Source organism: Rhodococcus sp. 27YEA6, from assembly GCF_044908235.1.
GTDB classification, from domain to species: domain Bacteria; phylum Actinomycetota; class Actinomycetes; order Mycobacteriales; family Mycobacteriaceae; genus Rhodococcus_F; species Rhodococcus_F qingshengii.
The window spans coordinates 120,126-134,504 of the sequence record NZ_JBIYCY010000012.1; the positions used below are offsets into that span (position 1 = coordinate 120,126).

Annotated in this window: 14 protein-coding genes and 3 tRNA genes; 11 read left to right on the top strand and 6 right to left on the bottom strand. The window is 62.9% G+C overall.

Translation table 11 applies throughout. The annotated features are described in order from the left end of the window. Positions 1 to 6 precede the first annotated feature (6 nt). From cmrA to lysA, 3 genes are all read left to right on the top strand, one after another. Positions 7 to 810, top strand: coding sequence for a mycolate reductase (cmrA, locus tag ABH939_RS24980; RefSeq protein ID WP_019749133.1), 804 nt, complete (start codon positions 7 to 9; stop codon positions 808 to 810). Positions 811 to 982: 172 nt separating this feature from the next. Next, on the top strand, positions 983 to 1,522 hold the full coding sequence (locus ABH939_RS24985; protein WP_404650303.1) for a hypothetical protein: 540 nt from the start codon (positions 983 to 985) through the stop codon (positions 1,520 to 1,522). Positions 1,523 to 1,569: 47 nt separating this feature from the next. Continuing rightward, entirely contained in the window at positions 1,570 to 2,913 is a 1,344-nt protein-coding gene (gene lysA, locus ABH939_RS24990; protein ID WP_054187164.1) for a diaminopimelate decarboxylase, read from the top strand. Between the two features lie 19 nt (positions 2,914 to 2,932). On the opposite strand, the gene ABH939_RS24995 is transcribed toward lysA, so the two are convergent. Then, on the bottom strand, positions 2,933 to 4,672 hold the full coding sequence (locus ABH939_RS24995) for a helicase HerA-like domain-containing protein (RefSeq protein WP_404650305.1): 1,740 nt from the start codon (positions 4,670 to 4,672) through the stop codon (positions 2,933 to 2,935). Positions 4,673 to 4,792: 120 nt separating this feature from the next. Here ABH939_RS24995 and orn point away from each other — a divergent pair, with 120 nt between their 5' ends. Both orn and ABH939_RS25005 read left to right on the top strand, forming a co-directional pair. Beyond that, the gene (orn, locus tag ABH939_RS25000; RefSeq protein ID WP_024487359.1) at positions 4,793 to 5,392 is read left to right on the top strand and encodes an oligoribonuclease; all 600 of its coding nucleotides are present in this window, start codon (positions 4,793 to 4,795) and stop codon (positions 5,390 to 5,392) included. An 84-nt stretch (positions 5,393 to 5,476) separates the two neighbouring features. Continuing rightward, positions 5,477 to 5,549: transfer RNA gene (locus tag ABH939_RS25005), tRNA-His, on the top strand. A 236-nt stretch (positions 5,550 to 5,785) separates the two neighbouring features. Here the strand turns inward: ABH939_RS25005 and ABH939_RS25010 are convergent. Continuing rightward, positions 5,786 to 6,196 carry a MerR family transcriptional regulator gene (locus ABH939_RS25010; protein ID WP_007733298.1) on the bottom strand — a complete coding sequence of 137 codons (411 nt, stop codon included), beginning with the start codon at positions 6,194 to 6,196 and terminating at the stop codon, positions 5,786 to 5,788. A gap of 55 nt (positions 6,197 to 6,251) precedes the next feature. On the opposite strand from ABH939_RS25010, the gene ABH939_RS25015 reads away from it, so the two are divergent. Next, positions 6,252 to 7,214, top strand: coding sequence for an oxidoreductase (locus tag ABH939_RS25015; protein WP_039973324.1), 963 nt, complete (start codon positions 6,252 to 6,254; stop codon positions 7,212 to 7,214). A gap of 134 nt (positions 7,215 to 7,348) precedes the next feature. On the opposite strand, the gene ABH939_RS25020 is transcribed toward ABH939_RS25015, so the two are convergent. Then, positions 7,349 to 8,518 carry an Ig-like domain-containing protein gene (locus ABH939_RS25020; protein WP_125052658.1) on the bottom strand — a complete coding sequence of 390 codons (1,170 nt, stop codon included), beginning with the start codon at positions 8,516 to 8,518 and terminating at the stop codon, positions 7,349 to 7,351. 368 nt (positions 8,519 to 8,886) lie between these two features. Here ABH939_RS25020 and ABH939_RS25025 point away from each other — a divergent pair. The 3 genes from ABH939_RS25025 (at position 8,887) to ABH939_RS25035 (ending at position 10,667) form a co-directional block, all read left to right on the top strand. Next, positions 8,887 to 8,959 (top strand) — tRNA-Lys (locus ABH939_RS25025). A gap of 111 nt (positions 8,960 to 9,070) precedes the next feature. Next, entirely contained in the window at positions 9,071 to 10,501 is a 1,431-nt protein-coding gene (locus tag ABH939_RS25030; RefSeq protein WP_404650308.1) for an amidase, read from the top strand. A gap of 93 nt (positions 10,502 to 10,594) precedes the next feature. Continuing rightward, positions 10,595 to 10,667, top strand: a tRNA-Lys gene (locus ABH939_RS25035). A 66-nt stretch (positions 10,668 to 10,733) separates the two neighbouring features. Here ABH939_RS25035 and ABH939_RS25040 read toward each other — a convergent pair. After that, positions 10,734 to 10,955 (bottom strand): DUF3618 domain-containing protein, encoded by a 222-nt coding sequence (locus ABH939_RS25040; RefSeq protein ID WP_007733292.1) that lies wholly within the window; start codon positions 10,953 to 10,955, stop codon positions 10,734 to 10,736. A gap of 145 nt (positions 10,956 to 11,100) precedes the next feature. On the opposite strand from ABH939_RS25040, the gene bcp reads away from it, so the two are divergent. Next, positions 11,101 to 11,574, top strand: a complete 474-nt coding sequence (gene bcp, locus ABH939_RS25045) for a thioredoxin-dependent thiol peroxidase (RefSeq protein WP_007733290.1) — start codon at positions 11,101 to 11,103, stop codon at positions 11,572 to 11,574. On the opposite strand, the gene ABH939_RS25050 is transcribed toward bcp, so the two are convergent. Then, complete coding sequence (locus ABH939_RS25050) at positions 11,571 to 12,920, bottom strand: dipeptidase (RefSeq protein ID WP_404650309.1); 1,350 nt, start codon at positions 12,918 to 12,920, stop codon at positions 11,571 to 11,573. The genes bcp and ABH939_RS25050 overlap by 4 nt on opposite strands. Before the next feature lie 290 nt (positions 12,921 to 13,210). Here ABH939_RS25050 and ABH939_RS25055 point away from each other — a divergent pair, with 290 nt between their 5' ends. Next, a complete protein-coding gene (locus ABH939_RS25055; RefSeq protein ID WP_003945379.1) occupies positions 13,211 to 13,912 on the top strand; it encodes a TetR family transcriptional regulator in 702 nt (233 codons plus the stop codon). A gap of 58 nt (positions 13,913 to 13,970) precedes the next feature. Here the strand turns inward: ABH939_RS25055 and ABH939_RS25060 are convergent, their stop codons facing one another. Then, positions 13,971 to 14,369, bottom strand: a complete 399-nt coding sequence (locus ABH939_RS25060) for a holo-ACP synthase (protein WP_003945362.1) — start codon at positions 14,367 to 14,369, stop codon at positions 13,971 to 13,973. Positions 14,370 to 14,379: the final 10 nt, after the last annotated feature.

Sequence of the window (14,379 nt, forward strand, 5' to 3'; positions counted from 1 at the left end):
CTGATCGTGAGCCTGCCGACACCCACAACCACAGCCCGCGCCGTAGTGACCGGCGCCTCCTCCGGCATCGGAGAGGCACTGGCCGCTGATCTGGCATCACGCGGACACTCCCTGATCCTCGTTGCCCGTCGTGGCGAGGTCATGGAGGTCCTCGCCGAGAAGCTTCGCGCCGCGCACGGCGTTGAGGTGGAGGTCCGTGCATCGGACCTCTCCGACAGCGCGGCGCGTGCCGTTCTGGTCGAGGAACTCGGTGGCCGCGACATCAGCATCCTGTGCAACAACGCCGGTATCGCCACCTTCGGGCCGATCGCCGAGCTGGACCCGGCATACGAGCGCGACCAGGTCGAGCTCAACGCCGTTGCAGTGCACGATCTCACGCTGGCCGTGCTGCCGGGCATGCTCGCGCGCAAGTCCGGAGCCATCCTGATGGTCGGGTCCGCGGCCGGAAACATGCCGATCCCCAACAACGCGACGTACGCCGCCACCAAGGCGTTCGTGAACACCTTCGCGGAATCGTTGCGAGGTGAACTCAAGGGCACCGGAGTGAACGTCACCCTGCTCGCCCCAGGCCCCGTACGCACCGAAACCCCGGACCCGGCCGAAGCGTCGATCGTCGACAAGCTCGTCCCGGACTTCTTCTGGATCTCGAGCGAGTACACCGCCAAGGTCTCGCTCGACGGCCTGGCCGAGAACAAGATGCGCGTCGTACCGGGCATCTTGAGCAAGGCGATGTCCGTCGCGGGCGGTTACAGCCCGCGTGCCGTCGTTGCGCCGATCGTGGGCACGTTCTACAAGAAGCTCGGCGGCTGATTCACTCAAACTTCTCAGAGCAGGCCATAGCAGACCATATAGTCGGTTAATGGCGATGCGAAGAACACTGTCAGTCGGGGCAATCCTTCTTTTGACCGGAGGGTTGCCCCTACTGCTGCCCACGGCAGCGAATGCATGTTCGTGCGCATCATCGGCTACCCCGGAAGAAGCCGTGAGCGTCTCCAGCACCGTTTTCCTCGGGACTCCGACGGAGAAAACTTCGGACGGGTTCGAGGACACCTACCTGTTCGACGTCAGCCGGGTCTACAAAGGCGATCTGGCATCGGTGACGTCGGTGGGGACACTCGCGAACGGGAACGGTTGTGGCACAAGCTACGTGCTCGGCACCGAGCAGCTGATGTTCGTTTCTGCGCCGTACGACGTCGACGCCGAGCACGAGGGGCACAGCTGCGGCCGGCTACCGAAACCGGGTTCGACATCCAAGCGGCGGTCGAGTCCGTGTACGGCGCCGGTTACGCCCCGAGTGCCGGCGGAACTCCGTCCGTTGGTGTGTCCGCCGACCGATCGACGGTCATCGGCGGAGGCGCCGCGGTGGCATTGCTCGCGGTGCTCGGTTGGTTCGGATGGAGGCGGCGACGGGCACAGTGAGTCCACGGGCACAGTGCCGAGGCCGTCAGAGCCGCGTCAACCTCGTTCGGCGGCGCGTCAAGTAAGCGTCAAGATCCGCCCCACCGGTGATCTTCGGGAGTAGATCTGAAAGTAGCCCGCAACACGGCGGGTCACCTTCAGGAGATCGACGTGACGCTACTCGAAATCTTCCCCTCCCTACGCGGCGCAATGACACCGCGTATGGATCCTGCGTTGTGGCCCATCAGTACTCGCCACGACCACAGCGGGCGTGTCTGCATCGGCGACGTCTCCCTCGAAGAGATCGCGGACCAGTACGGCACACCGACGTACGTCGTCGACGAGGCGGACGTGCGGCACCGCTGCCGCACGTATCGAGAGATCTTCCCCGACTCGGAGATCGTGTACGCCGGCAAGGCACTGATGATTCGAGCGATGGCTACCTGGGTCTCCGACGAGGGACTCGGGGTGGATGTCTGTTCCGCCGGTGAACTCGCCGTCGCGCTTGCCGCGGGCGTGGACCCCCATCGAATCATCCTGCACGGCAATGCCAAATCGGTTTCCGAACTGAGGGCGGCGGTCAACGCGGGTGTCGGCCGGATCGTCCTCGACTCCCCCAGCGAAGCGGTACGGCTCGCGTCGGTGTGCACCCACCGACAGAAGGTGTTGGTCAGAGTCACACCCGGCATCGACATACACGGACACAAGGCAGTGTCCACGGGCATCGTGGACCAAAAGTTCGGCCTACCAGCGTTTTCCGAAGAACTGGAACATACGGTATCCGTCGTCGCCAACGCGACGCACCTGCAGCTCATCGGCCTGCATTGCCATCTCGGCTCCCAGATCACCGATCCCGAACTCTTCCGCCCCGCGATCGAGACGATGATCGCACAGATGGACGACATACGACGCACGCATCGAATCATCCTCACCGAACTCGATCTCGGCGGTGGCCATGGGATCGCCTACGTGCCGGGAGATGCCCAATTGGATCTGACCCGCCTCGCTCACGTCATCGACGAAACTCTCGACGACGCGTGCACCCGAAACCGCTTCCCTCGCCCCGAAATCGTGCTCGAGCCTGGCCGAGCGATCGCTGCGCGGGCCGGAGTCACGCTCTATCGCGTACAGAACATCAAGTCGATCAGCGGGGGACGAACCTTCGTCTCCGTCGACGGCGGGATGAGCGACAACCCTCGGGTGTCGTTGTACGACAGCCACTACGACGTCGAACTGGTGAACCGACATTCGCGCGCACCGCTCCAGGAAGTCACCGTCGCCGGGCGACACTGCGAATCGGGCGACGAAATTGCCGTCGGAGCAAGGCTTCCCGCCGACCTACATGAAGGTGACCTGTTGGCAGTGCCGTGTACGGGCGCATACCACCACAGCATGGCCTCCACCTACAACAGCGTCGGCCGGCCGCCGGTCGTCGCCGTGCTGGGCGGGATTGCGCGGCCGTTGATCAGGCGCGAATCGATCAACGACCTGCTGGCCCGCGAGGTCGGCATCTGACCTCGCGGGCGCCTGAGCCTCAGCGCCTGCGGCGACTACCGGTGCCGAAGATGTTTCGCGAAATCTCGCGTCCCGCAGCCGAAGCCGCCGAGCGCAGGAAACTCTTGACAGCCGAGTTGCCCAAGATCTGCTCGGCGATGTTGGGGCCCTCCGGCTCGGCCGGCGGCGGTGGCGGCAGATCGGGCAGCGGCGGAAGATCCAGGGACTGATCCGCTGTCGGAGCACCGGCCACCTTGGCCGTCAGCTTCTCGTACGCCGACTCGCGGTCGATGGTCTGGCCGTACTTCTGATTCAGGGGACTCGACGACGCGGCCGCCTTGATCGCGTCGTTGCCGATGGTGTCCATCAGCGACCTCGGAGGACGAATCTTGGTCCAGGCCACCGGCGTCGGCGCACCCTTTTCCGAGAGTACGGTCACGATGGCTTCACCGATGCCGAGTGAAGTCAGTGCCTTTTCCAGGTCGTAGTGCTCGGTCTTCGGGTACGTGCGGACGGTCTTGTTGAGGGCTTTCTGATCGTCGGGCGTGAAGGCACGCAGGGCGTGCTGAACCCGCGCACCCAACTGTGACAGCACCGAATTCGGAATGTCGGTCGGAAGTTGCGTGCAGAAGAACACGCCGACGCCCTTGGAACGAATGAGCTTGACCGTCTGTTCGACCTGCTGCAGGAAGGCCTTCGACGCGTCCGCGAACAGAAGGTGCGCCTCGTCGAAGATGAACACGAGCTTCGGCTTGTCCAGATCTCCCTCTTCGGGCAGCGTCTGGAACAGGTCCGCGAGCACCCACATCAGGAAGGTGGAGAACATTGCCGGGCGCGCCGCCTGGGCACCGAGTTCGAACAGCGTGATCACACCGGCACCGCCGACGACACGCAGCAGATCCTCGGTTTCGAGTTCTGGTTCACCGAAGAAGGTGTCACCACCATCTGCTTCGAGGTTGACCAACGCGCGCAGAATCACTCCCGCCGTCGCCGAGGAAACTCCGCCGATACCCTTCAGATCGGCCTTGCCCTCAGCGCTTGTCAGGTGGGCGATGACCGAACGCAGATCCTTGAGGTCCAGCAGGGCGAGGCCCTGAGTGTCGGCCCAGTGGAAGATCAGCCCGAGTGTCGATTCCTGGGTCTCGTTGAGGCCCAACACTTTACTGAGCAGGATCGGCCCGAAACTGGTGATGGTCGCGCGCACCGGGATACCGATTCCGTCAGTACCCAACGACAAGAACTCGACTGGCATCCCAGCGGGAGTCCACGAATCGTCGCCCGTCTCGACTGCGCGAGACTTCATCTTCTCGCTCGGATCCCCCGCCTTCGACAGACCCGAGAGATCGCCCTTGACGTCGGCCATCACAACCGGCACACCCGCGGCGGACAGCTGCTCGGCGATGCCCTGCAACGTCTTGGTCTTGCCGGTACCCGTCGCACCGGCGATCAGACCGTGACGGTTGATCGTCGCCAACGGAATCCGCACCCGCGCGGTGGGATCTGCAACACCGTCGATCACCACCGAGCCGAGCTCGAGTGCCCGCCCCTCGGATGAATAGCCCGCCGCGATTTCAGCGGCAGCACCCGAGGGCACCTGAGCAGCGGGGGTGGCTCCGGCCGATGCTTCGGCCTCGGCGGCAGCCGCTTCCTTCTCTGCTTCCTCAGCTGCTGCAGCGGCTTCAGCTGCAATCCGAGCGGCTTCGGCAGCGGCAGCCTTGGCAGCTTTCGCCTTCTCCGCCGGCGTCAGCGGCGCTGCTCCGTCCTTCGGATCCACGGTCATCGAAAAGCCCTCCTCGTTGCAATGCGGCGAAGTTCTTGTCATCACCCGAACGCCGTCTCACACACGTCGAGTTTCCACCGCAGACCTTATCCCGCGCCCGCGCGCACTACTGTGTTCCTGGTGCAGGACAAATTGGTATGGATCGATTGCGAAATGACCGGGCTGCGACTCGAGTCGGACAAACTCATCGAGATTGCGGCTCTGGTGACCGACAGCGACTTGAACATCTTGGGCGAAGGTGTGGACATCGTCATCCACGCCGACGACGACGCGTTGGCTGCAATGCCCGACGTCGTGAAGAAGATGCACGCAAAGTCGGGACTGACCGAAGAGGTTCGTAAGTCGACGGTCACCCTCGCCGAGGCGGAGAAAGAGGTGCTCGCGTACATCCGCAAGCACGTTCCCGTCGCCGGTACGGCTCCCTTGGCGGGTAATTCAATCGCCACCGACCGCGGATTCATCTCACGGGACATGACGGCACTGGACACATACCTGCACTACCGGATGATCGACGTCAGCTCCATCAAAGAACTCTCCCGCCGCTGGTACCCGCGAATCTACTTCGGCCAGCCCGAAAAAGGTCTCGCCCACCGGGCACTCGCCGACATCAAGGAATCCATCCGCGAACTCAAGTACTACCGCGGCACTGCATTCGTCGCGGCGCCCGGACCGTCGAGCGCGGAGATCGCAGCCGTCGTAGAGGGCTTGGGTCCCGCCTGACCTGCCGATTGGCTTCCTGACCGACTTTCGCGCTAGTATCTCTTTCGTCAAAGCAGCCGGGTCAAACCGGTGGCCGAGGCAATGGTGGGCGTAGTTCAGTTGGTAGAGCACCAGGTTGTGATCCTGGCTGTCGCGGGTTCGAGTCCCGTCGCTCACCCAAGCGGAACCCCCGAAGATGTCGAAAGACATTTTCGGGGGTTCTTATGGTTTGTGCGCCAGCCCCAATCTCCCCTTCCACAGCCGGGTGAGGTGGCGACCGCGACAAATCGCGCGCTCCCGAGCAACCCGTGCCCGAGCTGAGCGAACGTACCTCTCGTCGCCTCAGATCGACCGAAAGCCACTTTCGCTTACATCGGGGTAGCTGGAATTCGCCGCAAATGGCCCAGCCGTCGATCACTCGGGCGACGGTTGCGGCTCCCAGACACCTACGACGGTCCCCTCGCGAACATGTCGCTCGTACACCGAAACCTTGTCGTGGATGACGTTCAGGTTTTCCTGCATCGCAGCGATCCTGGATCGAATCAACTCCTCATGCGACTGTAAAAGTGAAAGCCGCTCCTTCTCGTTTCCTGGACCTGACCTGACGAGAGCGGCGAATTCGCGGATCGTGGCGATCGGCATACCCGAGTCTCGGAAGCGATTGCACAGCTTCAACCAAGAGACATCGCTTTCGGAGTAGACCCGACGCCCACCTGCCGAGCGCGCCACCTCGTGAACGAGCAATTCCTCACGTTCGAAGTATCGAAGGGAATCGATACTGATTCCGGTCTGGACAGCGACGTCACCGATTGACAGTTCGCGCATTGCCTGGCGACCTTTCCTTGACCTGGAGTGCACTCCAGATTTTACGGTCGCAGCCATGAATTCCATCCAGCGCAAAATCAACACCGGATACTCCCGAGTCTCCACTGCCGACGACGTACTTGCCGGACAAGATTTAACAGGCACTACGGTTTTGGTCACCGGCGGGTACTCCGGACTGGGATATGAGGTTTCGCAGTCACTTTCTTCGGTCGGCGCGCGAGTTGTAGTTCTTGCCCGCCGACCAGAACAGGCACGGAGGGCGGTGGCCGACCTTCCGGGTATCGAAGTGCGAGCGTGCGACCTGTCGGACCCGAGCAGTGTCAGATCGTGTGCGCGAGAAATTCTCGAATCCCGGATCACTCCAGACATCATCATCTGCAATGCGGGGGTCATGGCCTGCCCGGAACTCCGTGTCGGCTCCGGATGGGAATCACAATTCGCGATCAATCACCTCGGGCACTTTGTACTGGTGAACCTGCTTGTGCCAGCCATGCCCGCAAACGGTTCTCGCGTAGTCGCTGTCTCGTCGGCGGGACATTTTCTGTCGGGAGTGCGTTGGAATGACATACATTTCCGCAACGGTTACGACCGCTGGCTTGCGTACGGTCAAGCCAAGACTGCAAATGCTCTATTCGCTGTACAGCTGGCGAGCTCCGGTGCTTCACGCGGTATCAGTGCGTTCTCCGTCCATCCCGGGAGCATCCTCACTCCGCTTCAACGTCACTTCTCCACATTGGAGAAACACGATCTCGGATGGACGACGTCGAATGGCGACGCCGTGCCGGGGTTCAAGACTCCCTCCCAGGGCGCCGCTACAACGGTGTGGGCAGCGACGGCACCGATACTCGCCGATCACTCCGGCGCGTATCTCCAGGACTGCAACATCGCGGACGTCGCGCAGACCGATGACATGAGCGTCGGCGGAGTGAAACCTTGGGCTACCGATCCCGCCGACGCACGCAGATTGTGGGCACTGTCCGCTGAGATGACCGGAGTGGACGCGTTCGGTCGACGCTGACACCGAGCGAACGTACCTCCCGTCGCCTCAGATAGACCGAGAGGCACTTTCGCTCACAAAAGGTGTGCAGATGCAGAAATGCCCCCAACCGGACGGTCGGGGGCATTCTGCCGTTCAAGGCTTCAGGGACGAACTCAGACGTCCGCGTTGCCGGTCTTCCAGACGCTCCAGGGGATGTTCCAGTCACCGAGGCCGTCGGTGCCGGAGAGAGTGCCGCCGACGGTGTTCTTGACGACGACGATGTCCCCACGCTTGGTGTTGTCGTAGACCCACTTGGCGTTGGACGGGCTCAGGTTGAGGCAGCCGTGACTTGTGTTGGAGTAGCCCTGCTGCCCGACCGACCACGGCGCCGAGTGGAAGAAGATACCGCTGTAGGACATTCGGGTCGCCCAGTCGACGGGGGTCTTGTAACCCTGCGCCGAGGTGACCGGGACGCCGTACGTGGACGAGTCCATGATCATGTTCGCGAAGCGGTCACCGATGATGTAGACGCCGTTGTCGGTAGGAGTGCTGTCCTTGCCCATGGAGGTGGGCATGGTCATGACAGTCTCACCGTTGACCTGGAAAGTGACCTGCTTGGTGTTGTCGTCCGCCGTGGCGATGACGGCATCACCGATGGTGAAGGAACTCTTGGCGTCTTCCTGCCCGAAGACTCCCTTGCCGAGATTGCGCCCGTACACGTTGACGCTCACGTCGACCTTGGTGCCCGGTGCCCAGTAGTTCTCCGGACGCCAACGGACCTCACGATTGTTGACCCAGTAGAACGCACCTTCGACGGCCGGAGTCGTGGTGACGGTGATCGCGGCTTCGGCAGCCTTGCGATCGGGGATGTTCTCGTCGAACTGCACCGCGATGGGCTGACCGATGCCGACCACGTCACCCTCGTTGGGCAAGACGTACGGCTTGGTGACGTTGCCGGGTGCGCTGGTGGTGAAGGACGTGACCGTCGTACTTGCGCCACCCAATCCGAATGCGCGGGCCTCGATTTTGTACTTGCGGTTGTAGCCGAGTGGCTCGGTGGTGGTCCACGACGCACCGTCGGCAGCAATCGCGCCGGCAACTGCCTTGCCGTCCTGATTGACCATCGTCACGTCGGACAGAGCGCCGTCAGCGACGTTGATCTTGACCGGGTCGCCCGGCGAGAAGCCGACAGCGCCGTCGGCAGCGGTCGAGGTGAGCTTCGGCTTGATGAGTTCGGTGAGCGGATTGGAATCGATCGGCGCCGACCCTTCGGTACTGACGTCCTTGCCGCCCGACGTGCACGCGGTCATCAGAACGAGAGCACCGAGAGACGCCGCGATCATCGCCGCGCCCTTCGACGCTCGACCGTTCCCCCCGCGCACGGACAGACCCCACCTTTGACGACTCATCGTTCGACTCCGCTTCACAATTTCTCCGACTAACTTCCGCGTCACATGCGAATCCCACTTACCGGAAGGCAAGTGGGACTTGCGGTATGACTGCGCTGCACCAATGATGCCAGGCGCGCTCGTTACCAACGGTCATGAAAGGCCACGCCGTCAGTAACGTTCAAGTATCAATCGCTCCGAACCGTCCGTTTTGTTACCGCTTTCAGCGGATTTCCTCCGATCGGACTACAGCGGTGACGCCTCCACCTGGCGATTTGCTCCCGAACCGGCGATTCGGCTAATGTTCTGTCTCGCAAGAGCGAGCGCCTATAGCTCAGTTGGTAGAGCAAGTGACTCTTAATCACTGGGTCCGGGGTTCGAGTCCCTGTGGGCGCACTTGCAAAGGTCCCCACCTTCTTCGGAAGGTGGGGATTTTTCTTTGTGTCGTGGTGAACAGGTTGTGGTGAATAGACTTCACAGTTATCGGAACCACGGCCTGGAGGATTGATGACCGAGCGCGAAACCACACCGGGCAGCGAGCTGGCATTTGCCGGTGTGGCGGGTCAGGCCGCTCTGATCCGGTCCGGAGAAATATCGGCCCGCGAGCTCACCGAGAACACACTTCGCCGTATCGAACGCCTCGATTCGACGCTCAATGCTTTTGTGCGAGTTCTCGCAGACGAAGCGCTCGACGAAGCGACACGTCTCGATCAGCGCCAGGCCGACGGCCACAGCCTGGGCCCACTGCACGGAGTTCCGATCGCGATCAAAGACGAGAACGACGTCGCCGGAACGCCGACGACGTACGGCGGTGCGGCGGCAACCCGCATCGCCTCTGCTGACTCGGAGGTCGTCCGGCGGTTGCGCGACGCCGGCGCGGTGATCGTCGGCAAGACGACGATGCCCGAGTTCGGCATCTGGCCCTTCACGGAGACTGCTGCAAACGGCTACACCAGAAACCCTTGGGACACCGGCGTATCCACGGGCGGATCGAGCGGAGGATCTGCGTCGGCCGTCGCGTCAGGCATGGTCGCAGCGGCAATCGGTGGCGACGGCGGCGGTTCCATCCGACTGCCTTCGGCGTTCTGCGGGTTGTTCGGACTCAAACCGCAGCGCGGTCGGGTGAGCACCGCGCCGAACCGCAACCTCTGGCGCGGACTCGGCACACTAGGCCCTCTCACTCGTTCCGTCGAGGACAGCGCGCTCGTGTACGACGTGATAACCGGTACCACCGGGACCGACGACTACACAGCCGAAACGCTCCGCACCAGCTTTGCCGAGTCAGCCGCGTCGGCGCCCGGGCCGCTTCGCATTGCAGTGTCCACCCGGAGTCCGGTCCGGGGCGTCCGCCCGTCCCCGGAGGTCGTTGCCGCGGTGCATTCGATCGCAGAGATGTTGAGCGCGTTGGGACATCACGTCGAAGAGCACGATCCCGAGTACCCGGACGCAACTGCGGCATTTCTCCCCCAGGTGCTCGGCGGCGTCCGCGACGAAGCACTGCGCGTCGATCATCCAGCGTTACTCGAGAAGCGCACACGAGCACTCGCGTCGATCGGCCGGATAGCCGCTCCCGCGCGCGTCGGGAAATTCGCTTACCGCAAAGGCGAGCGAATCGCAGCGACGGTCAACCAGGTCTTCGACACCTTCGACCTGGTCCTGATGCCGACCACGCCCGCGCTGCCACGCCCGATCGGACAACTCGAAGGAACCGGCCTTCTGTCAGCAGTCCGCAAGGCGTTGCCGATCGCCGCCTACTGTTCGATCTGGAATGTCTGCGGCAACCCGGCGGCCGCTGTGCCCGCCGGGTTCTCCGAACGCGGACTCCCCCTGAGCGTCCAACTGGTCGGGCGCAGCGGTGGTGAACCGACCATTCTCGCCGTCGCACAGCAGTTGGAAAGCACCGTCCGCTGGCCGGATTCGCACCCTCCACACTCGTGAATTCCGGAAGCGATGTAACCATCGTCACCACGATGAACACGCGTTTTGCAAACTCCTGAGCCTGTCGGCTAATGTTCTGTCTCGCAAGAGCGAGCGCCTATAGCTCAGTTGGTAGAGCAAGTGACTCTTAATCACTGGGTCCGGGGTTCGAGTCCCTGTGGGCGCACTTGCAAGAAGGCCCCCACCTCACCAGGTGGGGGCCTTCTTCATGTTCTGTCTTCGACAACTCGGGTCAGCGAATGATCTTCCGGACCACGAGTATTCCCACCACTGAACCGACTGCGATCAGCGCGTACTTCACTGCCGGCTCGTTGAGCTTGGCGAGCACCGTCTTCTTGGTGTTCTCGACCAGCCGCTTCGGGTTGGTGCGGACCGTCAGTTCGTCGAGTGTGCTCGCGAGCTGGTTACGCGCCTTCTCGATCTCGCGTTCGATGCTCTCGGTGTCCCTGGGCACGTGTCCTCCAACTTGTCTGTGTTCTGCTGCTCTGTGTGCGGGTCTGCTGTGCGGACGCAGCGCGCCGACACTTCGCTCTACCGTAGAGGAGCAGAATGCCCTCGCGCCCACCTGCCGCGCAATTTCTCGACTAACCTCGATTCCCGTGACCGAGAACAGTAGATTGTCCGCCGGCGACGTCGCGCCGGATTTCACGCTCCCAGACGCCGATGGCAACGAGGTTTCCCTTCACGATTACCGCGGCCGCAAGGTCATCGTGTACTTCTACCCGGCGGCCAGCACCCCGGGGTGCACCAAGCAGGCCTGCGACTTCCGTGACAGCCTCGCCGAGCTGAACGGCGCCGGCCTCGAAGTCATCGGAATCTCGCCGGACAAGCCCGCAAAACTCGCGAAGTTCCGCGATACCGAAGAGTTGACCTTCCCGCTGCTCTCCGATCCCGAGAAGGCGACGCTCGAAGCCTGGGGCGCGTTCGGTGAGAAGAAGATGTACGGCAAGACCGTCCAGGGCGTCATCCGCTCGACGTTCCTCGTCGACGAGGAAGGCAAGATCGAGGTGGCCCAGTACAACGTCCGGGCCACCGGCCACGTCGCCAAGCTACGACGCGATCTGTCGGTCTAACGCCCGTACCGGCTCAAGAACAGAGCCTCCGCGAAAGCGAGATTCTCGATCTCCGACGGGTCGACGCTTTCGTCGGGCGCATGAATGCGGCATTGCGGTTCCTCGACGCCGATCAACGCGATCTCCGCGTCGGGGAACTGCTCGGCCAGTGCACTGCACAGCGGTATCGATCCCCCTTGGCCGGCAAATCCGACTTCGCGGCCGTAGGCATCGGTGAGCGCGGACTTCAGCTGCGCGAAACCTGCACCCTCCGTCGAGGACGAGAACGGCGATCCCGTCGATTCCGGAACGACCTCGATGTGGACGCCCCACGGCGCCGCCGCGCGGAGGTGGTCCGTCAACAACTTCTGTGCCTGCGCCGGATCCGTGCCAGGCGGGACACGAAGATTCAGGCGCGCCGACGCGCGGGGCGTGATCGCCGCCGCCGAACCCACGACCGGCGGGCAGTCGATACCCAGGATGGTCAGCGCCGGACGAGCCCACACCTGCTCGGCGACCGAACCGGAACCAGTCAGCTGCACCCCTTCGAGCACCCCGGCGTCGGAGCGGAACTGATCGCCGTCATAACTGACACCCGCCCATTCCTGGTCGTTGGTCAAGCCTTCGACAGTGGTGTTTCCGGCGCTGTCGTGCAGCGTCGAGAGTATGTGCACCAGCGCGGTGATCGCATCGGGCGCCGGTCCACCGAAGACACCGGAGTGAATCTCACCCTCGAGCGTCGACACGTGGACCACAACGTTCGCGATCCCGCGCAATGACGTCGTGATCGTCGGCTCCCCGACTTCGGTGTTGCCGGTATCGGCGATCAGGATCATGTCGGCTGCAAAAAGTTCGGGCCGCTCTCGCACCAGATCCTCGAGACCGCCAGTGCCCATCTCCTCGGATCCTTCGGCGACGAGCGTCAGGTGGACGCTCGGATCCACACCGGCTGCGGCGAGCGCTCGCAGAGCTGTCAGATGCATGACGACGTTGCCCTTGCAGTCGGAAGCGCCCCGTCCGTACCACCGTCCGTCGCGCTCGGTGAGCGTGAAAGGCGGGGAGCCCCAGAGCTCTTCGTTTCCGGGCGGCTGAACGTCGTAGTGGCAGTACAGCAGAACGGTCGGAGCACCGCCCGGGCCTGGTCGACGCCCGACAACCGCGGCCGAACCGTCGGAGGTCTCGATCGCCTCGATATCGGCGAAACCCTGAGCCCGGAATGCCTCCAGGACCCAATGCGCAGCGGCCGCGCATTCTTCCGGCGGGTACTGCCGCGCATCGGCGACGGACTTCATCGCCACAAGTGCACTCAGATCCTCACGGGCACGCGGCATGAGTTCACCTACCGCGGTTCGCAGTTCTTCCGTCATCGTCTCCCTCTCCTCGGCATCGAATCTCGGTGTGCCCGAAGAATCTCAGTCTGCCCGAATCGGACGTAGGCAGGCGCCAGGATCGCCGTTGCGCCACACCGCGCAGCAACCTCTTCGGCTACTGGACAGTTGGTCACCTAGTATCGAGGTGTGGCAACAGCATCGGGACTCGTGTGCGCGCACCTGCGCGGTGCGTTTCGACCGATCACGACCGCCGAAGTAGGTGGCCGATGACACCGGATAATGCACAAGTCCCAAATTCGACAGAAAACACCGATAGCCTGGAAGACGTGCAGCCCACGACTCGTCACCGCGCGCGGCGACGAGTCGACCCAGCACTGGAGAATCCCCAGAGCCTCGAAGAACCGCAGGAACTGCTGCCGCGCAAGCGTCCGACGCAAGAGCGCAGCCAGCGTAAATTCGACGCACTCCTGGCTGCGTCACGGGAACTCCTCACCGATGTCGGTTTCGAATCGTTCACCTGTGAAGAAGTCGCGGCACGTGCTGACGTCCCGATTGGGACGCTTTACCAGTTCTTCGCGAACAAGTACGTCATCGTGTGCGAATTGAACCGCCAGGACCTCGTCGGGGTCCAGCACGAGCTTGCTCAGTTCGGCGGCGAAGTACCCTCGCTCGACTGGTTGCGGTTCCTGAACAGTTTCGTCGATCACATGGCCGGGCTGTGGACGTCTGATCCGTCGCGCCGCGAGGTCTGGCTGGCGATGCAGTCGACGCCGTCCACGCGGGCAACCGGAGTCATTCACGAAAAGCAGTTCGCCGAGACCGTAGCGAAAATGCTCGGCCCGTTGACGCCTCGTACGCGGCGAGATCGTCGCCTGATGATGGCGGAAGTTCTTGTCCACGTGGTGTATTCGATGCTCAATTTCTCGGTTCAGGACGGTCAGTCGCATGCCGACGCCGTCGCCGAACTGAAAAGGTTGATGATCGCGTATCTCCTCGTCGCCGAGAAGGAATCCCGCACGAAGGACTAGTCGAACGACAAAGAGCCGGTCTCCCCTTGGGAGACCGGCTCTTTCGTGTCCGGCAGTGCTACTCCGGGTCGGATTCGATGACCGCGAAAGCGCCCGCCATGTCCCCGTCGTGCGTGAGCGAAATATGAATCTTCACTCCGGTCAGGTGTTTGGCCACGTCACCGCGAAGCCGGATGCCGGGGCGCCCCCAGGCGTCCGAGACGACCTCGATCTGATTGTGGATCATTTCCCCCAGCACCGGTGGGCCGGCGAAGAGAGCAGTTGACCATGCCTTGATCACTGCTTCCTTCGCAGCCCACCGGGCGGCGAAATGTCGTGCCGGTTCGGAGCTCCGGGTAGCGGCGTCTCGACGCTCGCCCGGTGTGAAGTTGTCGAGCATTGCCGTTCCCGGCCTGTTCAATTGCTCGGCGAACTCCGACACCGTCACGAGGTCGAAACCGATACCCAGAACTCCCATACCGTGACTA